The sequence below is a fragment of the Bradyrhizobium huanghuaihaiense genome (assembly GCF_007830635.1).
Classification (GTDB): domain Bacteria; phylum Pseudomonadota; class Alphaproteobacteria; order Rhizobiales; family Xanthobacteraceae; genus Bradyrhizobium; species Bradyrhizobium huanghuaihaiense.
In genome coordinates this window covers 1-19,103 of the sequence record NZ_VLLA01000026.1, presented here as the reverse complement: position 1 = coordinate 19,103, position 19,103 = coordinate 1, and the positions used below count along the sequence as shown (strand labels likewise).

The 19,103-nt window shown below is 62.9% G+C and carries 23 protein-coding genes; 12 read left to right on the top strand and 11 right to left on the bottom strand.

Annotated elements, in window-relative coordinates:
* Positions 1-37 precede the first annotated feature (37 nt).
* Together IQ16_RS36075 and IQ16_RS36070 are read left to right on the top strand one after the other, a co-directional pair.
* Positions 38-1,279 (top strand): FecR family protein, encoded by a 1,242-nt coding sequence (locus tag IQ16_RS36075; RefSeq protein WP_018644779.1) that lies wholly within the window; start codon positions 38-40, stop codon positions 1,277-1,279.
* Between the two features lie 62 nt (positions 1,280-1,341).
* Positions 1,342-4,080, top strand: coding sequence for an EAL domain-containing protein (locus IQ16_RS36070; protein ID WP_026312266.1), 2,739 nt, complete (start codon positions 1,342-1,344; stop codon positions 4,078-4,080).
* Positions 4,081-4,096: 16 nt separating this feature from the next.
* On the opposite strand, the gene IQ16_RS36065 is transcribed toward IQ16_RS36070, so the two are convergent.
* A complete protein-coding gene (locus IQ16_RS36065) occupies positions 4,097-4,357 on the bottom strand; it encodes a hypothetical protein (protein WP_026312265.1) in 261 nt (86 codons plus the stop codon).
* A 256-nt stretch (positions 4,358-4,613) separates the two neighbouring features.
* Here IQ16_RS36065 and rocF point away from each other — a divergent pair, with 256 nt between their 5' ends.
* From rocF to IQ16_RS36045, 4 genes are all read left to right on the top strand, one after another.
* Complete coding sequence (gene rocF, locus IQ16_RS36060; protein ID WP_018644776.1) at positions 4,614-5,591, top strand: arginase; 978 nt, start codon at positions 4,614-4,616, stop codon at positions 5,589-5,591.
* A gap of 165 nt (positions 5,592-5,756) precedes the next feature.
* Complete coding sequence (gene soxC / locus IQ16_RS36055) at positions 5,757-7,028, top strand: sulfite dehydrogenase (protein WP_018644775.1); 1,272 nt, start codon at positions 5,757-5,759, stop codon at positions 7,026-7,028.
* Positions 7,015-7,557, top strand: coding sequence for a c-type cytochrome (locus IQ16_RS36050; protein WP_018644774.1), 543 nt, complete (start codon positions 7,015-7,017; stop codon positions 7,555-7,557). The genes soxC and IQ16_RS36050 overlap by 14 nt, the downstream gene beginning before the upstream one ends.
* 104 nt (positions 7,558-7,661) lie before the next feature.
* A complete protein-coding gene (locus IQ16_RS36045) occupies positions 7,662-7,943 on the top strand; it encodes a hypothetical protein (protein WP_018644773.1) in 282 nt (93 codons plus the stop codon).
* A 6-nt stretch (positions 7,944-7,949) separates the two neighbouring features.
* Here the strand turns inward: IQ16_RS36045 and IQ16_RS36040 are convergent, their stop codons facing one another.
* Both IQ16_RS36040 and IQ16_RS36035 read right to left on the bottom strand, forming a co-directional pair.
* Positions 7,950-9,164 (bottom strand): mandelate racemase/muconate lactonizing enzyme family protein, encoded by a 1,215-nt coding sequence (locus IQ16_RS36040; protein WP_145832036.1) that lies wholly within the window; start codon positions 9,162-9,164, stop codon positions 7,950-7,952.
* A 174-nt stretch (positions 9,165-9,338) separates the two neighbouring features.
* Positions 9,339-10,625 (bottom strand): NRAMP family divalent metal transporter, encoded by a 1,287-nt coding sequence (locus IQ16_RS36035; RefSeq protein ID WP_018644772.1) that lies wholly within the window; start codon positions 10,623-10,625, stop codon positions 9,339-9,341.
* Between the two features lie 303 nt (positions 10,626-10,928).
* Between IQ16_RS36035 and IQ16_RS36030 the strand changes: the two genes are divergently transcribed.
* From IQ16_RS36030 to IQ16_RS36025, 3 genes are all read left to right on the top strand, one after another.
* Positions 10,929-11,612: a phytanoyl-CoA dioxygenase family protein gene (locus IQ16_RS36030; protein WP_018644770.1), complete on the top strand. Its 684-nt coding sequence runs from the start codon at positions 10,929-10,931 to the stop codon at positions 11,610-11,612.
* 304 nt (positions 11,613-11,916) lie between these two features.
* The gene (locus IQ16_RS47375) at positions 11,917-12,045 is read left to right on the top strand and encodes a hypothetical protein (protein ID WP_260389350.1); all 129 of its coding nucleotides are present in this window, start codon (positions 11,917-11,919) and stop codon (positions 12,043-12,045) included.
* A 96-nt stretch (positions 12,046-12,141) separates the two neighbouring features.
* Entirely contained in the window at positions 12,142-12,351 is a 210-nt protein-coding gene (locus tag IQ16_RS36025) for a DUF3606 domain-containing protein (RefSeq protein WP_018644768.1), read from the top strand.
* On the opposite strand, the gene IQ16_RS36020 is transcribed toward IQ16_RS36025, so the two are convergent.
* The gene (locus tag IQ16_RS36020; protein ID WP_018644767.1) at positions 12,344-12,529 is read right to left on the bottom strand and encodes a hypothetical protein; all 186 of its coding nucleotides are present in this window, start codon (positions 12,527-12,529) and stop codon (positions 12,344-12,346) included. The two genes, IQ16_RS36025 and IQ16_RS36020, sit on opposite strands and share 8 nt — an antisense overlap.
* Before the next feature lie 153 nt (positions 12,530-12,682).
* Positions 12,683-12,898 carry a hypothetical protein gene (locus IQ16_RS36015; RefSeq protein ID WP_018644766.1) on the bottom strand — a complete coding sequence of 72 codons (216 nt, stop codon included), beginning with the start codon at positions 12,896-12,898 and terminating at the stop codon, positions 12,683-12,685.
* Positions 12,899-13,380: 482 nt separating this feature from the next.
* On the opposite strand from IQ16_RS36015, the gene IQ16_RS36005 reads away from it, so the two are divergent.
* Entirely contained in the window at positions 13,381-13,629 is a 249-nt protein-coding gene (locus IQ16_RS36005) for a hypothetical protein (protein ID WP_018644764.1), read from the top strand.
* Here the strand turns inward: IQ16_RS36005 and IQ16_RS36000 are convergent.
* From IQ16_RS36000 to ligD, 5 genes are all read right to left on the bottom strand, one after another.
* Positions 13,599-13,856, bottom strand: a complete 258-nt coding sequence (locus IQ16_RS36000) for a hypothetical protein (RefSeq protein WP_018644763.1) — start codon at positions 13,854-13,856, stop codon at positions 13,599-13,601. The genes IQ16_RS36005 and IQ16_RS36000 overlap by 31 nt on opposite strands.
* Positions 13,853-14,053: a hypothetical protein gene (locus tag IQ16_RS35995; protein WP_018644762.1), complete on the bottom strand. Its 201-nt coding sequence runs from the start codon at positions 14,051-14,053 to the stop codon at positions 13,853-13,855. Before IQ16_RS35995 ends, IQ16_RS36000 begins: the two co-directional genes overlap by 4 nt.
* A gap of 994 nt (positions 14,054-15,047) precedes the next feature.
* Entirely contained in the window at positions 15,048-15,710 is a 663-nt protein-coding gene (locus IQ16_RS35990) for an SOS response-associated peptidase (RefSeq protein WP_018644761.1), read from the bottom strand.
* Between the two features lie 15 nt (positions 15,711-15,725).
* Positions 15,726-16,139, bottom strand: coding sequence for a hypothetical protein (locus IQ16_RS35985; RefSeq protein WP_018644760.1), 414 nt, complete (start codon positions 16,137-16,139; stop codon positions 15,726-15,728).
* Between the two features lie 158 nt (positions 16,140-16,297).
* Positions 16,298-17,221 (bottom strand): non-homologous end-joining DNA ligase, encoded by a 924-nt coding sequence (gene ligD / locus IQ16_RS35980; protein ID WP_018644759.1) that lies wholly within the window; start codon positions 17,219-17,221, stop codon positions 16,298-16,300.
* A gap of 123 nt (positions 17,222-17,344) precedes the next feature.
* Here ligD and IQ16_RS35975 point away from each other — a divergent pair, with 123 nt between their 5' ends.
* The gene (locus IQ16_RS35975; RefSeq protein WP_018644758.1) at positions 17,345-17,530 is read left to right on the top strand and encodes a DUF3606 domain-containing protein; all 186 of its coding nucleotides are present in this window, start codon (positions 17,345-17,347) and stop codon (positions 17,528-17,530) included.
* Between the two features lie 309 nt (positions 17,531-17,839).
* Here IQ16_RS35975 and IQ16_RS35970 read toward each other — a convergent pair whose 3' ends face one another.
* Positions 17,840-18,316, bottom strand: a complete 477-nt coding sequence (locus tag IQ16_RS35970) for a hypothetical protein (RefSeq protein WP_020607962.1) — start codon at positions 18,314-18,316, stop codon at positions 17,840-17,842.
* Between the two features lie 289 nt (positions 18,317-18,605).
* Between IQ16_RS35970 and IQ16_RS35965 the strand changes: the two genes are divergently transcribed.
* Positions 18,606-19,103: thioesterase domain-containing protein (locus IQ16_RS35965; RefSeq protein WP_244635999.1), on the top strand; the 498-nt coding region annotated here is incomplete at its 3' end.

Genomic DNA, 19,103 nt, shown 5'->3' with positions numbered 1-19,103 from the left:
GCCTCAGGTCCGGCTGTCACGGGGACTGAGGATCGTCATGCTCGGCAGAATTGGAATGCGGTGCGCCTTCATGGCGGCGCTGACCCTGGGAACGGCTTCCGGTGCGTTCGCCGCGGATGATGGCGTCTGGTCGGTCAGCAAGGCCACCGGTGAGGTCTGGGTTGCGACCGATGGTGCGCAACAGGTCTCGCTGAACCAGGAAGCGACCCTCAAGCCCGGCAACACCATCCGCACCGGACGCAACGGCCGGGTGCTGCTTGTCCGCGGTGAAGAGACGATTCTGATCTCGCCCAATTCCGTTGTGGGCTTACCTGCCGAGAAGAAGGACGGGCTTTCGACCACCATCATCCAGCAGGCGGGTTCGATCCTGCTCGAAGTCGAGAAGCGCAACGTCAAGCATTTCGAGGTCGAGACGCCTTATCTCGCCGCCGTCGTCAAGGGAACGCAGTTCAGCGTCACGGTGGGTGCGGGCAGTACCAGGGTCGGCGTGCTCCGCGGCCAGGTCGAGGTCTCCGACTTCAAGACCGGACAGATCGCACAAGTCATGCCGGGACAAGCGGCTACCGCCTTCGAGCATGGCAAGCCCGGGCTCAGCCTGGGCGGCAGCGGCACCTTCAATCCGATCGAGCATGGCAAGCCGCGCGCCTCGACGATCGAGCGCATTCCGGTGCCGAAATCGGGATTGTCGGCGCCGCGCAACGCGGCGAACGGCCAGGCGATCCATGCGCTGGGTCCGATCGACAAGGGGACCAAGGCTGCGGGCGCGTCGATGCAATCGCATCAGGCGGCCGGAGGCCAGGCGCCCAGGGCCGGCGTCGTGCGGATCTCGAGCTCGCTCGGCGAGGTCAAGCTGAATGTCCACAAGGTCACGAATGGCCTCGCCCATGGAGCCGTGGCAACGGGGCGCGTGCGCAACGCAAATGCCAGCACAAATATCGGCACAGCTACGGTGTGGAGCGACGGCTCGTCGAACACCACCGCCACAGCCTCCAACAGCTCCACCGTGACGGCGGCCGTCGCGAGCAGCAGCGCGTCAACGGCCAGCGCCGCGTCGACGTCGTCGAGTGCGACGACGACCGTTGTGACCGCCGCCGGGTCGAGCAGCAACGTGTCCACCGGAACTTCCGGGACCGGAAGCAGTGGGACGGGTGCGACCGGCAACGGAAGCGGCGGCACCGGCAACAATGGCAACAGCGGTAACGGTGGCAACAACGGCCACAACGGAAATGGCAATAACGGCCACCATTACGGTTGGTACTGGGGCAGAGGCCATCACTAGGACCGTGCAGTCGGCATAGGGGGAGCACTCGGCGGCAAGTGCCGTCGGTGCAGGGGAGCAAAGTGAAACGCTATCGACCGCATATTCTCGTCGTGATCGCGCTCGCGGTCGTGCTGTCCACGGGTTGGCATGCTTCGCTTCGCAATGCGCTCACCGATCTGCGGTTCGCCTGGCAGTCGCGTGCGGCGAGCGGCAATGTCGTCGTTATCGCTATCGACGCGCCCTCGATCGACCAGATCGGGGTGTGGCCCTGGCCGCGCCGGCTGCACGCTGAGCTGTTGCACAGGCTCGAGGGGGCGGGAGTGCAAGACGTCGCCTTCGACGTTGACTTCAGCACGCCATCGGATCCGGTCTCCGACGAGGCCTTCGTCAAGGCGCTTCGGGACGTCGGCGGTTCGACGATCCTGCCGTCCTTCAGGCAACCGACGGCGCATGGTGGCGCGGTTCACCTCAATCGTCCCCTCAAGCCGTTCAGCAACCAGTCGTGGCCGGCCCTCGTCAATGTTGCGGTCGAATCCGACGGGCTGGTTCGTCGTTATCCGTTCGGTGAGAAATTCGGCGATGCCCTGATGCCGTCCATGGCCGTCGTGTTGGCAGGACAGGACGCCGGCCGGCGACCGCCTTTCCTGATCGACTTCAGTATTCAGGCGGCGTCCATTCCGCGCGTCTCCTATGTCGACGTGATCCGCGGCGATACTGCGACTCTCGACAAGCTCAGGGACAAGAAGATCATCGTCGGCGCCACGGCGCTCGAGCTCGGCGACCGGTTCAGCGTTCCAAATGGCGGCATCGTCTCGGGACCCGTGCTTCAGGCATTGGCGGCAGAATCGATCCTCCAGATCCGGACACTGCGCTGGACCTCCGACATCGGTATGATCCTGGGCCTCGGCGCAATCTGCCTGATGATGATGTATTCGTGGCGCCGCTTCGCACCGGGCGTTCGCGTCGCAATCCTCGTCACGGCCGGGGCGGCCGTCGAACTGACCGCGGTTCTCGTGCAGGCAAGATGGCCCCTCGTCATCGACACGTCGCTGTTCCACATTGCGATCATCGCCTATCTGACCGCGATCGCGCTCGACGAGATCGATTTCCGCAGCCTGTTGGGACGCATCGCCGAAAGCCGCTTTCATCGCATCGCGATGTCGCTCGGCGATGGTCTCGTCTGCACCGACGCGGAGCACCGGATCACGGTCTGGAATCCCGGCGCGAGCGCGATCTTCGGTTACATGCCGGCCGAGATCATCGGCCGGCCGTTCGAAACACTTTGTGCCGCGCCGGCGAACGGCGCGGCGAGACCGTCGATGGGCGATGCCGCCCGTCAGGCGCTGCTGGTCCCGGGCGGGGCCGTCGTCGTCGAGTTCGAAGGCCGGCGCAAGAATGGCGAGACCTTCCCGGTCGAGGCGAGCTTCTCCGGCTGGCAGGGAACGGACGGCTTCCAATATGGCGCGATCCTGCGCGACATCTCGGTCCGCAAGCGCGAGGCCGAACGTGTCAGGTATCTGGCAGAGCATGACGCGCTGACGGGGCTTGCCAATCGCAACATGCTGCACGCGGGCCTCACCGGTTTGATCACCACGGCGGAGCGGCGATCTTCCGACGTCGCGCTGCTCGTGCTCGGGCTCGACGGCTTCCAGCAGATCAACGACATGCTCGGACATTCGGCCGGCGACCTCGTGCTGCGGGCCGTTGCCGAGCGTCTCCGCAATGAAGTCGATGGCAAGGCGATCGTCGCCCGGCTGAGCGGGGACGAATTCGCCATCGCGCTCGACTGTGAGGAAGTCGGCGAGCCGATTGCTGCATTTGCCGAGCGGATCGCGCGCGCGTTCGAAGCGCCGCTCGTCACGGGCACACGACAGCACCGCGTTCGGATCAGCATCGGCGTTGCCGTCTATCCCGACGGTGGACACACTGCGGACGACCTCCTGGGCAACGGCCATCTGGCGCTGAGCCGCGCGAAGGCGACGCGGCGCGGCAGTCACGTGATCTTCGAGAGCACGATCAGGCAGGAGCTCGAGAACCGGCTGACGCTCGAGAGCGAATTGGCGCTCGCCGCGGATCGCGGCGAGTTCGAGCTGTTCTACCAGCCCCAGGTTCGCTTGGCCGACGGCAGCCTGCTCGGAGCCGAAGCGCTCATCCGCTGGCGGCATCCCGTGCGCGGTTACGTTTCGCCCGGCGAGTTCATGCCGGTGGTCAATACCTCGGCGCTATCAGAGCGGATCGCGAGCTGGGTCATGGAAACCGCCTGTCGGCAGGCGCGTGCGTGGGAATTGTCCGGCAACAGCGTACGCGTTGCGATCAATCTCTCCCCCTCTCAGCTCGACTCCGGCGACCTCGCGCATTCGGTTGCGGAGCTGCTCAAGGCGACGGGGCTCACGCCCTCGCTGCTCGAGCTCGAGGTCACCGAAGATATCCTGCTGCATGACGAAGGCCGCGTGCTCGACATGTTCAAGCGGATCCAGCAGCTCGGCGTCCGCGTGCTGTTCGACGATTTCGGCACCGGTTACGCGAGCTTGAGCTATCTGAAGAAGTTTCCGCTCGACGGGCTCAAGATCGACCGCTCATTCGTGCTCGATCTGCTTGCCGATTCCGACGACGCCGCGATCGTCGGCTCGACCATCGGCCTCAGCAAGCAGCTCGGGCTCACGGTCGTGGCCGAAGGCATCGAGAACCGGGCCACGGCCGATTTCCTCGTCAGCATGGGGTGCGAGGAAGGACAGGGCTATTTCTTCGGCCGTCCGATGCCTGTCGAGGCATTCGAGAAGCAATTTCAGCCTGGGTACGAAGCCGTCAGCGCTGCCTGAACGGGCTCTTTCGATTTTAACGCCGGCGCGCGACGGCAACGCCAAAGAGGAAAGCCACGAACAGGCTGGCCAAGGGTGCCTCGCGCGTGATGGCCGCAACCGTCGCGAGGGGCCGGCCGGGCTTTCGAGCTTCGTCAATTGCGGCGGTGAGGCGATCGACCGCGGCGTGCAGGCCGCCCGCGACCTCGCCGATCGTACGCGATACGTCGGTTGCGGCATCGATGGCGCGCTCGGCCACGCCGGGCTGGGGATCGGGATGCGGTATCTCCGTGCTCAAGCTTGCGACCTCCAAAACCCGACGAAGCGATGGAGGCCGGCACCTTTGGCTATCCTCGCGAGCGCTCGTTCTGAACAGCGGGTCTGACGACCTTTGGCTATCCGCGACAGGCGCCGTAATTGACGGCGGGCACCGGCCTTGGATGGGCAATTCGGCCCGCGGGGTTTTGTTCCGGCCGGGAGGGCGATCCCCGTGAAACGACGGACGCGAATCTCTGTTAGGCTGGCGCCAGCCCTGCTGATCTCAGGAGACGGCCGTGACCGATCGGACGATGACGGATCGAGCCCGGCGCATCGCCTTGCTCGGTGCTCCCATCGACATGGGAGCTTCGCAGCGTGGTACGCTGATGGGCCCCGCTGCGCTGCGCACCGCGGGCCTTGCGACACTGCTCGAAAGTCTTGATCTTGAAGTTGTCGATTACGGCGATCTCTCCGTGGCGGAGGTCGGCGACCTCGCCGACAGGCCCCCGGAAAAAGCCAATCACTACCGCGAAATCCAGCGCTGGACGCGCGTGCTGAGCCGCAGAGGCTATGACATCGCGAACACCGGTGCGCTGCCGATCTTCCTCGGCGGCGACCACACGCTGTCGATGGGCTCGGTCAATGCCATGGCGCGCCACTGGCAGGAGCGCGGACGGGAGCTTTTCGTGCTCTGGCTGGACGCGCATGCCGACTACAATACGCCGGAGACGACGATCACGGCGAACATGCACGGCATGTCGGCGGCGTTTCTGTGCGGTGAGCCGGGTCTCGATGGCCTGCTCGGCGATGACCCGCGTGCGTCGATCGATCCTGATAGGCTCGATCTGTTCGGCGCGCGTTCGATCGACAAGCTCGAAAAGGAGCTGATGCGCTCGCGCCGGATCAGGGTTGTCGACATGCGACAGATCGACGAATTCGGTGTCGCGGTGCTGATCCGGCGTGTCATCGAACGCGTCAAGTCCTGCAACGGCGTGCTGCATGTCAGTTTCGACGTCGACTTCCTCGATCCCTGCGTAGCGCCGGGCGTCGGCACGACAGTGCCGGGCGGGGCGACCTATCGTGAGGCACATCTGATCATGGAGCTGTTGCACGATTCCGGCGTGGTGGGATCGGTCGACATCGTCGAGCTCAATCCTTTCCTCGACGAACGTGGCCGGACCGCGCGCACTGCGGTCGAGCTGATCGGCAGCCTGTTCGGTCAGCAGATCACGGATCGGCCCACGCCGAGCAATGCGATCGCTCCGGGCGAGTAAATCGAGCCGGGCAGCGTTTGTGCGCTGCGAGGAAGGAACTGCTCTCGCAGCCGTCCGATTTAGATCAGCTCTGATCGAAATCGCCTGCTTTTGAAACGGCTGCGAATTGCAAATGCGGCCGTCGGACTGTTTGATGCGGGCTCAGCGCCAGCCGAGGGGGCCGCAATGAGCAGCACGACACCTCCCGACGACGATTCCGTGACGACCACGCGCCGTCGCTTTCTGACAGCCGCCACCGCAGCAGCGGGAGGCGCCGTTCTTGGCGCGGACGCTTCCGTTGCCGCAGAGACAGGCAACCTTCCACCCAACGTTCCCGAATGGATGAAAGCGCCGGGGGAGCCGACGGGAGGTCAGCCCTATGGCGCGCCGTCGCCGTTCGAGAAGGGCGTCGTCAGGAACATCTCGAAGTCCCTCAAGCAATACATCTCCGCGTCCAGCCGGACGCCCTTGCAGGAGCTCGACGGCATCATCACGCCGAACGGGCTGTTCTATGAGCGGCATCATGGCGGGGTTCCGGCCATCGACCCCGCGCAGCACCGGCTGATGCTGCATGGGCTGGTCGAACGTCCCCTGGTCTTCACGATGGACGATCTCCGGCGCTTTCCGTCGGAGTCGCGCATCCACTTCCTCGAATGCTCCGGCAATCCCGGCTACACCAAGCCCTATGGCAAGACAGCTTCGGACCTCGTTGGTCTCGTGAGTTGTGCCGAATGGACCGGCGTGAGTCTGAAGCTGGTGCTTCAGGAGGCCGGGCTGAAGGCAGAAGCCAAATGGGTGGTCGCGGAAGGGGCGGATGCGGCTGCGCTGACGCGAAGCATCCCGATCGAGAAATGTCTCGAGGATGCGATGCTGGTCTACAGCCAGAACGGCGAGCGGCTGCGCCCGCAGCAAGGTTATCCGCTGCGGCTGCTCCTGCCGGGATTCGAAGGCAATATGAGCGTGAAATGGCTGCGCCGTCTGCATGTGACCGCGGAGCCGGTTTATTCGCGCGAGGAAACGTCGAAATACACCGACCTGCTGCCCGACGGCACGGCGCGAGAATTCTCCTTCTACATGGAAGCCAAGTCGATCATCACCCGCCCCTCCGGCGGTCAGCGTCTGAGCGCACCGGGCTTTCACGAGATCACGGGTATCGCCTGGAGCGGGCACGGCAAGATCGCCCGCGTCGAGGTGTCCGTCGACGATGGGAGGAGCTGGCAGGACGCCCGCTTGCAGGAGCCGGTGCTGACGCGTGCCCTGACGCGCTTCCGTCTGCCGTGGCGATGGGACGGCAAGCCCGCCGTGATCCAGAGCCGCGCCATTGACGAGACAGGCTATGTGCAGCCGACCCTGGCCGAGTTGCTTGCCGTTCGCGGAGAAAACTACTTCTACCACAACAACGCGATCTGGCCCTGGCGCATCGCCGCCAATGGCGAGGTGACCAATGCGCTGGCGTGAGATTTGCGGGATCGGCTTCGCAATCGGCCTGTGTGCCTTCTCGTGCGGAGCGCAGGCGCAGAGCCCGTACGGCATTGGCCGACCAGCAACAGCCGCCGAGGTTGCGGGGTGGAACATCGATATCGGACGCGACGGCAGCAATCTTCCTGAGGGAAGCGGCTCGGTCAGCCACGGACGCGAGGTGTTTGCTCAACAATGTGCCTCGTGCCACGGCGAGAAGGGCGAGGGCGGTTTGGGCGATCGGCTCACCGGCGGGCAGGGCACGATCGGAACGGCGAAGCCGATCCGCACCGTCGGCAGCTATTGGCCCTATGCCCCGACATTGTTCGACTACATCCGTCGCGCCATGCCGCAGAACGCGCCGCAGTCGCTGAGCGATGAGGATGTCTATGCGGTGTCCGCCTTTATCCTGAACCTGAACGGACTGGTGGGAGCGGATGCGATCCTCGATGCGAAATCGCTGGCGGCCGTGAAGATGCCGAACCGCGACAGATTCGTCGGTGATGCTCGCCCGGATGTGAAACGATGAACGGATCAAGTTCCGAAGGCTGGCGCGGAACTTGCTTAGACCGAATGGGGACTCCGAGGGGCACAATTGAATTAACCTGCGATAGGAAAATAGCGGACCTCTCAATGACTGATCGTTTCGCGAACTCCATCTCCACGGCGCTCCGTCATCCCGGCGTGATCGCGCTGATCGTGGCTGGTTTGACGATTGCTGCCATGCTGATCGTCGACCACGGACCGTGGAGCCGTGCCAAGACCCAGCCGGCCCACGTCGCGATGTATGCGACGACGGGCGAAGCCGCTCGCGCCGCGGGCGCTGCAGTGCTTCCGACCGAACCGAAGTCGCCGATCGAGCCGGCGCGGCCGGGGCCGAAGACATCCCCGACCGTCAATCCCGTGACGCCGTGATCCGCGTCAGCTCTTGCGGCCATAGTTGAGGAGCCCGCCGCTCGTTCTCGGCGGGTGCGCGCGCAATGCGTCCTCATTCGGTTCGGTGCCCCAGCCGGGCCGGTCCGGGATGACGAGATGGCCGTTCTGGATCTCCGGCTCGTGCGTGAAGAGCTCTCGGTCCCAGGACAGGCGATCGATGTCGATCTCCATGATGCGCAGGTTCGGTACGGCTGCGCAGAAATGCGCGTTCATCATCGAGCAGAGGTGGCCGTAGAAATTGTGCGGGGCGATGTTGACCTCGAACGCTTCGGCCGCCGCAGCGATCTTCATCGATTGCCAGACGCCGTTCCAGGGCGTGTCGATGATCGCGACATCCATCGCCTGCTCGTGGAAATAGGGCAGGAATTCACGCAAGCCCAGCAGCGTCTCGCAGGACGAGATCGGATGCGGGCTTTGCCTGCGGATGTAGCCGAGCGCCTCAGGATTGAAACTGTCGATCTCGATCCAGAACATGTCGAGGTCCGCGATGGTACGCAGGATCTTCAGATAGCCCTCGGTCTTGGCGTTGAAGTTGCAGTCGAGCAGGATGTCGACATCGGGGCCGGCGCCGTCGCGGATCGCTTCCAGATGCATGCGCAGGTCGCGCAGGATTTTCCGGTCGACGTTGATTTCCGGCGCAAACGGTGAGCCGAAGCCGGGACGCCAGCCGGTCGGCTTGCCGTCGTCGTAGGAGAAGATGTTGGTCTTGAGCGCGGTGAACTTTTTCTCGCGCACCTCGCGGCCCATCGCCTTGACGCCGTCGAGGCTTTCGATCGGCGGCTTGTACCAGGAGGGATGATTGATCCGCCACGTCGCGCAATGCGACCAGTACACCCGGACACGATCCCGGATCTTGCCGCCGAGCAGCTCGTAGCAGGGCACGCCGAGACACTTTGCCTTGGCGTCGAGCAGCGCGTTCTCGATCGCTCCGAGCGCCTGCGCCACGACGCCGCCGGCGGCGGGGCGGGTGGCTGCGAACAGCTCGGCGTAGATGCGCTCGTGCTGGAAGACGTTCTGCCCGATCACGCGGGCGGACAGGCGCTGGATCGCAGCGCCGACCCCGGGCGAGCCAAAGCCCTCGTCGAACTCGCTCCAGCCGACGATGCCGTCTTCGGTCGTCAGCTTGACGAAATGGTAGTTTCTCCAGCCGGCATCGCAGGCGAGGATTTCGATGTTTGTTGCTTTTGATGATTTGGTCATGTCGCTCCCTGTCGCCCGGCGGGGCTTTATGTTTGTTGTGGCGAGCTCGAAAGGGCCCAGGTTGCAACTGTTAGGCTAACAACGGACCGGCGTGAAGCCCGCTGGAGCGCGCCGGGCGCATTACGCCCACCTCGGCAGGGAGGCGCGTAGACAGCGGCATTGCCGCAAGGTTAGTCAGCCGATCACTGAGGAGCCGAGCAGCGCGAGGACGGCCAGCGCCATCAGGGCGGTGCCGAGCCAGCCCAGCGCGATCAGCCACGACCGGGCCCTGAAACGGCCCATGATCGTGCGGCTCGAGACGATGAGCATCATCATCGCCATGATCGGCACGGCGACGATGCCGTTGAGCACGGCGCTCCAGACCAGCATGTGCATGGAGTCGATGCCGGTGAATCCCAGCCCGAAGCCGATCGCGGTCGCGGTCGCGATGATGGTGTAGAAGCCGACGGCCTCGTCGGGTTTCGCCTCGAGCGTGGCGTGCCAGCCGAAAATCTCCGCAACGCCATAGGCAGCCGAGCCCGCCAGCACCGGGATCGCGAGCAGGCCCGTGCCGATGATGCCGAGCGCGAACAGGGCAAAGGTGAAATCGCCGGCAAGCGGCCGCAGCGCCTCGGCGGCGTCGGTCGCCGAACTGACGTTGGTGACGCCGTTTGCGTGCAGCACCGACGCCGTGGTGAGGATGATGAAGAAGGCGATGCCATTGGAGAGCAGCATCCCGGCGATGGTGTCGGCCCTGATGCGCGCGAGCTCCGGACTGCCGCCGTGCTTCAGTTCGCGAAGCGGCTTGTCGCGCTCGCCCTGGTTCATCTCCTCGACCTCCTGCGAGGCCTGCCAGAAGAACAGATAGGGGCTGATGGTGGTGCCGAGCACGGCCACCACCATCATGAAATAGCCGGCACTGACATTCGCCTCCGGCCACACTGCGGCGAGCAGCGCCGTGCTCCACGGAATCTTCACGGTGAAGGCGGTCGCTACATACGCGAACAGCGCGAGCGTGAGAAACTTCAGCACCGGTGAATAGCGGCGATAGGGAACGAACACCTGGAGCAGGGTCGAGCCGGCCGCGAAGATCAGGGCGTGCTCATGGTTGAGGCCGCCGATGACGAGCGAGAGCGCCTCGGCCATCGCGGCGATGTCGGCGGCGATGTTGAAGGTATTCGCGGCGACGAGCATGAAGATGAGCGCCAGCACCGCCCAGCGCGGCGCGACCTGCATCACGTTGGCGGCCAGCCCCTTGCCGGTGACCCGGCCGATCCGCGCGCTGACGAGCTGAATGGCGATCATGAACGGCGTGGTCAGAAACACCGTCCACAACAGTCCGTAGCCGAATTGCGCGCCGGCCTGCGAATAGGTGGCAATGCCGGAAGGATCGTCGTCGGCCGCCCCGGTGATGAGACCCGGCCCCAGCCGCTTCAGCAGTGTCGAGGCGGATTTCGGCGGGGCGAGGGCGCTGTCGCTCATGTAGGATCTCGGGTCTTTCCGGCGTTCGGTTTGCGAAAGGGGAAGTCCGGAAGAAATGCCGCGGGGGAACGATGGTTCCTTGACCGGGAAAAAGCGGATTCCGATTAAGCGAATTCCGATTTGATCCGTCGGGCAAAACACCTGTATAAAGGCACCATCGCAAGAGCTGTCGATGCAGGCGGCGCCGGTCGCCGCGCTTGCCATGCCCTCCTCCTTGAATCCGGTCCACACCTCGGGCGCTCGCGCGGCGGCCGTGCTGTGCAAGGCACTTGCGCAATGCACCCTGAGGTTGTAGATGGCGGCATGAGCTGTGAGCCGACATTCATCAAGATTGCGCCCCTGCAGGCTGAGCAGGCGATCGCTCTCGATCGGGACGGCTATCTGCTGCTGCGCGGCGCCGTCCCCACGGCGTGGCGCGAGGCCCTGCGCGCGTCCTTCGATGCGGGCGTGGGGACCGCGGATCAATGGGCCGCGCCCCGCGGCGCCGGCTGGCGCCATGCTCTCGTCGATCTCGATCCGACGGTACAGCGAACCTGTCGCTTGCCGCTGCTGCTGGCGGCGAGCGCGCAGCTGCTCGGCGGTCCGTTCTTCCTCGCCCAGGTAGAGGGCCGCGAGCCGCTGAAGGACGGCGGTCACCAGCCGCTGCATCGCGACGGCGCCGGCATGAAAGCCGTGGCGGCGCTGGTTTTCCTCGACGCCTACGGGCCGGACAATGGCTCAACCCGCATTGTCCCGCGTCATCTCGACCCAGGACCTCTTGATCAAGGCGAGCCGGACGAGACGCTGGCCTTGATGACGGCGGGCGAGGCAGGAGACATCCTGGTGTTCGACGCCGATCTGCCGCACGGGGCGAGCCGCAACCGCTCCGGCGCACGGCGGCGTTCGCTCCTGCTCAGCTTCATGCCGATGTGCAACCGCGCGACCATGGACGCCAGTCGCGCCATCCGCAACGTGCGCATGGACACCGGCGAGGTGTTCGCGCCGTGAGCACTTGATGACGCACGCTCAGGACAAATGCAGGTAGCGCCCGTCGAACTGCGCCAGCTCCTGGACCTTGTGGGCCGCCGAGGCTTCGCAACACTGGACAATGCGTTTCCAGATCGGGCGCACCTAACAAATGTTAAGTCGCGGCCCGCCCCACCGGCAACATGGCCTGAACATTCGGCAGGGTGCGCACTGGAAGTTAGGAACCAAACGGCGATGGAGCCGTTGCGCTGCCGTTTGATGGTCGTGGCCAAAGCGTGTCACGCCACTTGCCGGCCTTCCGACGGGCTAGAAGCAGGGACCATCCGTGCTTCTGGCGGTCGTCGGACGTGAAAAGGGGACTCGCTTGGCAGCCGATCTGATTTTCAAAGTCGCCATCATTACCTTGTTCGCTTTCTCGGCGGTGCTCGCCTCCATGCTGTGGCTGAGCGTCTGAAGCGCACGCTGTCGGCGCGAAAGCCTGCATGGTCGGCCCGCTCAGGAACGGCAGACCTCTTGCCGCGTTTTCCTGACGACAACGAGGATCAGCCGCATGGACAATCTGACGAAACGCGCACAGCCGGACCGCAGCAAGATCAACATGCACGAGGCCTTCGAGGTCAAGTACTGGACCCATGCGCTCGGCGTGTCGAAGGAGGAGCTGCAAAAGGCCGTCGACAAGGTCGGCAATTCCGCCGCTTCCGTCCGCAAGGAGCTGGCGGCGGCCGGCGCGCGCGAGCCTGAGACGCGGTCCTCTACTTGATGCTGACGAACATGCCCCAGGCGGCGGCCAGCGCCGCGCCGGTGAAGACGACCACCGGGTTGTCGCAGAACGTGCCGCCATAGCGGCACACGTCCGCGCCGAACTGGCCGAGCTCGTGATGGCCCGCGGAGTAGAACAGTCCCGACAGCACCAGCAATGCGGCGGCGACGTAATACATCGATAGTCTCTCCGAAGCTCTTCGACCTGTGCCCCTCGCGGGCGACATGTCCCAGCTTGGCGCGAACAGATTTTGTTTCGCCGAATCTGATTTGCCGGATTTGAGTAAAATTTGCGCCGTCGGGTAAAGCACCGCCCAAAACTATTTCGCTTCCTAACGCTGCATCAATGAGAGAAGCCGTTGCCGGTCTTGCTGACGCTGGCGCTGGTTCGCGTGCATGATTTCAAGCTCGGCCTCGGCGTCACTCGGATCTTGATGTTGCCGTTTCAGGTCGACGATCATCGCCTCCTGCTGGGCCAGCCGCCGCTCCCCTTCAATCACCTCACGTTCCAGCTGCCTCAGCTGGTCCAGGATGGCATCGTTGAACATCGTCAAACGCCGCGCGGTCGCACAGTTAGAAACGGCCCCAGCACAACCCTAAATGCCGGGGCCGTTGGAGGTTGCCCGGCTAAGCGCACCAGGCGGATCAAGCTTAAAATAGTCCCGGACTCTTTTTATGTTCACTTTTGAACAGAGGCATTACCTATTTTTCCCAACTGGATTCACATAAGCGAATGCAGCCCCTGCGTCGATTTCGGGAAAACGCCCAGCTTGGATCAACAGGGGCGCGGATCACCCATGGTCTGCTGCCGTCCCGTCGCGGACGACGAAACAGTCCTGAAACAATCCCGAAACCCGATTGTCCTGAACGCCCTTTCCGCTCGTCTCGACCAACCAAGCGAAAGGGAGATCATCATGATCCAGGTCGGTTCGAAGGAAGAAGTCGCGTTTCTGCTGATGCTGTTCGGCACCCACACCCAGCCGGTCAAGCGGCCGAAGCCGAAGTCACGGCAAGGCTGAGGCAAAAACCCATGCCCGGCTTGGCCGAATGCCAGAGCCTCTTGCGTCTTCTGATCGCAAGGGGCGATCCGAAGGCGATCCCGCAAGCCAAGGGCGCCATCGACCAATATCTGAACACGGCGCCGGTCAGCGCCCGCGGGCGCGGCCTGCGCGTGCTGCAGCGCGATGCGCTCGACCTGCATGTTGCCGCGGTCGGCGTGCAGCGCTCCTTTGCCGAAACGGTGGATGCCTATATCGAGCGGAAGCTCGCGGAGGAGTGAGGCGGCTGCCTGCCGGGGCCTGTGTCTTCGGGCGAGGCTGCGGCGGGCGAGGTCGCCTGTTTCAGCAAGCCGATCCTGCGGCCGAGCTGCCAGACCTCGACGTCGCCCCGGCGCGTGAAGCGCCGCGCGAACAGAAGCGCGGACGCATCGGACCGCGCCTCGAAAGCTTCGGCGGACTGAAACACCCCGTTCTCCCCGACGAGATAGGCGCGATATTGCTGCATCATGTCGGCGCCCGCAGGCCGGGCGAGCGAAGCCAGGCTTCGATCTGCACCGCCGTCTCGTCCTGCCGCGCCTTGCGCAGCAGCATCTCGCGCTTGTGCCCGGCCGGCAGCGCGCGTGCCTCGTCGCGAAGGCGTGCCGCTTCCTCGGCCAGCCGCTGATCGAGAGTCCTGGTCTGCTTGAAACGCCGCCGCGTCAGCATGCTCTGCTCCCTTGCTGGAGTGGGGCGGGAGCGCAATTGGCGTTCTCATCACCGATCGTTGCCAAGGGCCTTGCGGTGATGGGTTAAGGCTACGCTTCTGGCGGAGTGGGTGTCACAACATTTGATATGCTGCGAGGCATTTATTTCGCGATATGTTGTGCATTACGAGCAACTTACTCATTTTGTGCGCGAAGCACTTCCAAAGTTCACTTTTGAACAAAGCCATCTCCGGTAGTTTGCACAACGTCACCCGCCGAGGCTTCGTCCATATAGCGATAGGGAGGTTCAAAAACGTATGTCGAGCCGAAGCGGTATGGCAGTGGGTCGTAGCCAATCACATACGCAGTTCTCACCCTGTAGAGCCTGTGTCGCACGACGGAAGTGTGCCGGTGCCACGTAGTGCTGCAAGCACACTTGGCACGAGAAGTGAACTCGGTGGCAGTCGCATTCTGCGGTAGAACACAAATAGCAAATGCCAAAACCGCCAATGGCCGATACATGAGCGTGCTCCATACGCGCTTGCTGTCGTCCCTTAAAGTTGGCGGGGGCTTCCAAAGTTCCCAAGTTTGGTGCTGCGTGCGGTTCTCAAACCCAATCGAACCCGCCCCAACTGCGCAACGCATCATTGTGCCAGCGAAGCGGCCTCGAGCCCGATCCGGGGCCGGTGTCTACGTTCGAAAATAAAAATGGCCCCAGCTCGCGGGCATGTGGGGGTATGCGCATGGAGCTGGCCGACGGTGGGAAGACTTGGTAGCGTCACCGACGTTCCTAGCTGCCAACATGAAGCGGCCCCAGCTCCAGGAAGCTGGGGCCGACCACCCTCCCGAGTGGCGCGTCATTCGTCCTCATCCAGTACCGGGAAAACCCGGCATCGGGCCTACGGTTCCGAGAGTGTCATAAGTTAATTTGGTGGGACCGATTTCCGCTCGGTCCTCCTGAGCCGATATTGTACTTATGTGTACACGCCCTAGTCACGTGATCCAATCAGCGTGTGTTAAGCGACCACATCCTCTTTATCTATTCCTCGCGCGACGATTCTAAGTGCTTCATCTGCTAGAGGTCGTTGCAGTGCCTTTGCCTCGTCCCAAGGCGCACGGGTCCAAACCTCCCATTCCTCAGGCGTTGTCAAGATCACCGGCATTGCCTTCGGGTGTATCGGCTCGACTACGGCATTCGGGCTGGTGGTAAGAAAGCCGTAGACCTGATGCGGCCCGGCAACGGGCTTTGATTTCGTGCCGCGGTCACCGTTGAAGGTGGTCCAGATCCCGGCGAACGCAAACAGCGGTCGCGTCTCGGAAAGCGCGAACCATACGACGTCTTTCTTCTTGGTTTCCGGGTTTGGCTCCGGCGCATACTCGGCAAAGCTGTTGGCGGGCACGAGGCAGCGATGCTCCGGCTTCAACCATGCCCGCCAATGCGGCGACGAAGTGTTGCGGATGTTGGTCACGGGCGGGCCGCCGGTACGTGGCGGCGGTGGCATGCCCCAACGCATCATCACCAGTTCTCTCTCTCCGTCGGTTGCGTTGCGAATGGCAGGTGCCGGGTAATCCGGAAACACGCCCGGCATTGGCGGCAGGTTGCCTTCGTAGCGGCGAACAACGCGGAAGAGATCAGCGATGGCCGCCTGATTGGTGGTGATGGAATAGAGATTGCACATGGAGATGAATTGCCCCTAACGCTCGCCCGGCCACCAGGTGGAGGGCGGGTGACTGGCTGAAATCTTTGTCGGTCTTAGCGCGACAAGCGCGCTTCGCTTGTACGGATAGCCTCGCAACCCCGAACAGTCCTTGCACCGCATATAACGTTCGAGTTGATGCACGGGCGTCGTCTTGGAGCGCCGAACGATCTCGAGCGCTACAGTTTGGTTGGTGTCGCAGCCGAGACATCGAACTTCAAGATATGGGTATCCGCCATTGATGGCGTCCCCGATGGTCGGCGAGGGCTGTGCGGGACCCTTGTAGCCGAGCATTCGCTCGTTCCAGGCCACGCAGGCAAGCTTGTCGGCCTCCTTCCGCGCGGCCTTGGCGCGTTCGGCTGACATTTTGATCTGAATGCCAAACAGATATTCGCGCGACTTCGTGGACATGCGGGATAAAGGTCATGGGTTGGCGCCGGTGGCAAATTATCGATTCCTAGTGGGTGCCATAGGTGCCGCGGTACTGCCTCTCGTGGGTGTGGACAACACTGCCGCCGCTAATGCCGAATGCGTCCTTGGTCATCGCCGAAGTCCTTATCGCCCACCGGTCAAAGGTCCTCTCTCAGGCCCTTGAAAAATGGATGCCGCACCTTGCCCTCCGCGGACTTGGCGCGGTACTCGATTTCAGCCAGTAGCTTTGGCTCAACCCAGATGCCCTTGTGCGCAATGCGCTTGGCATAGGGCTGCGTCTTGCGGATGAGCGGCTCCAAGCGCTTCTGGAGTTCGGCCGCCGATGTCTTGTCGAATCCGTGATCGACCTTGCCGGCATAGATCAGGTCGTTGCCTTTGCGGCGCCCGAGATAAATTCCATCCCATTTGCCTTCGTCCAGCGCAAAGCCGGCGATGGTCAATGTCTCGCGTTGCGCGCAAGTCTTCTTGACCCAATTGCTGCCCCGGCCGCCGGAGTAGATGCTGTCGCGAACCTTGGAGACCACACCTTCCAGCCCGACCTTGCAGGCGTGAACGAACATCTCGCGGCCTTCAATTTCGAAGCTCTCGCTGAACTGAATGTCGGTGCCCGAAATGATCTTTTTCAGCTCGGCCTTGCGCTGAACCAGAGGCAGGCCGCGGATGTCCCGTCCGTTGAGATAGAGCAGGTCAAAAGCCACGAGCACGATCTTGCTGGAGGTGCCTTTGAGTTCGTTCTGAAGAACGGAGAAATCAGTGCTGCCATCGGCAGCGGGGACGACAACTTCCCCATCGATGATCGCCGAGCCCGCCTTGATGTGCCACGCATCGTCGGCGACCTTCTTGAAGCGCCTCGTCCAGTCGTTGCCGCGGCGGGTGTAGACAGTCACGGCCTCGTTGGCCAAGTGGACCTGGACGCGATAGCCGTCGAACTTGATTTCGTGAATCCATCGCTTCCCGGACGGCACCCTCTCGACTGAGGTTGCCAAGGCCGGTTCGATAAAGCCCGGGAAGGGCGCCTTGACGCCGATCGCCGCTGACTTTCGCTCACGCTGCGACGCCACAAAACAACTCCACGCAACTCACACGTTGTGAATCATTGCAGGGGGATTCGTTCCGGTCACCGCGTAGGCCAGACGGAACAATGCCGAATCTTCTTGCGTTTGGGACTCGCAAGGAGGTGCACTATGGCAAAAGCGAAGAAGCACACGGCTCGCGGTCGCAAGCAGGACCGGGCTCGCGTCGCGGGCGGAGAGGACTATGAGGTCAGCTACGAAGCAAAGAAGACCCGTCGCTCCGCTTCCGCGGTGAAGAAAGCGGTCAAGAAGGTGGGCAGCAGTCGCAAGAAGGTTGAGCGGCGCTTGGGCCGATGAGGAGGGCGTACGGGCCGTCGCTTGTTAGGAACGATCGTTCCCGCGTCCGGTTCACTGAACAGTCTTGCATGTCCTCTTTCCGCGAGACTCGTTCCACGACAAACTCTCCAGCTCGCTCCCCAGTGAGCTGGGGGGCCCTTTTTTCGTTGGATTCACAAATGTGAATCCCAGCGGGATGATTTTTTGGGATGAAGCTGTGTTTGCGGCGGCAGACCTCTCGGTCCCAGCTCGTTTTTCGATCCGGAAAAACCTCCAGGCTGGGGCCGATGTGGTCTGCTCAAAAGCAAGCAAATCCGGGGTACGTCGGTCCTACCGCGCTGTCGTGCGCAGCTCGTCAATGTTTTTGACCAAAGTCTGTGCGGAGCCGGTTTCTCGATTCGAGTTTCGCGGCAAGACGGCATAGTACGTGCGTCCGTTGTGCTTCGGATCGCTGCCATCGCTCGCCTTGAAATCAACGGCGCGCCACGTGTTCTTCGGGTTGAATGGCGCGAAAGCGTAACGGTCGGCCGGCAGTGGTGTGGCGCCTTCGTACACCACAAGAGATGCTGCTTCTTCGCCGATGTCGCTCTGCTTGAAACCGTAGAAGCGAACGGGATGCCCATGTTCATCGCTGTTGCCAGTGGGCAGAATCAGGGCGACGCGTTCGCCGTCCGGTGCAGCGATGTGGTGTGTTTCCATGAGGAAGTAAGTCGGCGTCCAAACCGCGTACATTACGGCGGCAATCAGCACGATCTCCCGTAGTCGGATGCCGCGGTCGAGCCAACCCGTAACCTTGCTCGAATCCATTTCACTTACTCAACGCCACGCGAGATATTTTACTGCGGCACCCTTAACAAAACAGCCAATGGTTGTTCAAGTTACTTCGAACTCGTCTTTGGTTCAGTTTGGGTGCGGTGGTATCTGACTCCCTCGGGGATGATCTGGCGTTGTCCTAATCCGCTGGAATCGTGTTTTTCCCCATAGGGATAATGTGGCACAAACTGCATAACCGGCCTGACTTAACGTAGGTTAAGATTGGCCTCCGCTATATTTCTTCAATGGGGATCTCGTCGGCGGCCACTCGTGCATGCGGCAGATGGTCGAGCTTTTCGGGGCCGACTACCCGATCATCTCCATCAATCCCCATGGTCGTCATGGGGAGCCAATTCCGCCATCGATCGAGAAGATGGCAGCCGATCGGCTGCCGCTTATCCTAGAAAGGCAGGCGAGCGGCCCTTTCCTCCTGGGCGGCAAATGCAACGGCGCCATGGTAGCGTTCGAAGCAGCCCGCCTGCTGATGGCAGCCGGCCACATGGTCGACATGGTTGCGATGGTCGACCCGCCGACGGTTAGTGCCAGTCTGGCGCTGCAGGCGATCCTCGGGGCGATGCGGCTGATCGTTTCGCACCCCCATCTGCGCTGGACCTATGAACTGATGGCCCTGCTGGAGCGGTTCTTCAACGCGCCGACGAGCCAGCACATTACGATTGCCAGGCTGCATAAGGCTTTGTCCAATCCCGGTAATCCCAATTATGAGGTTCCGCCGGCGACATGGAGCTCTTATTCAAGCGCAATGGCGCAATATCGTCCGCTG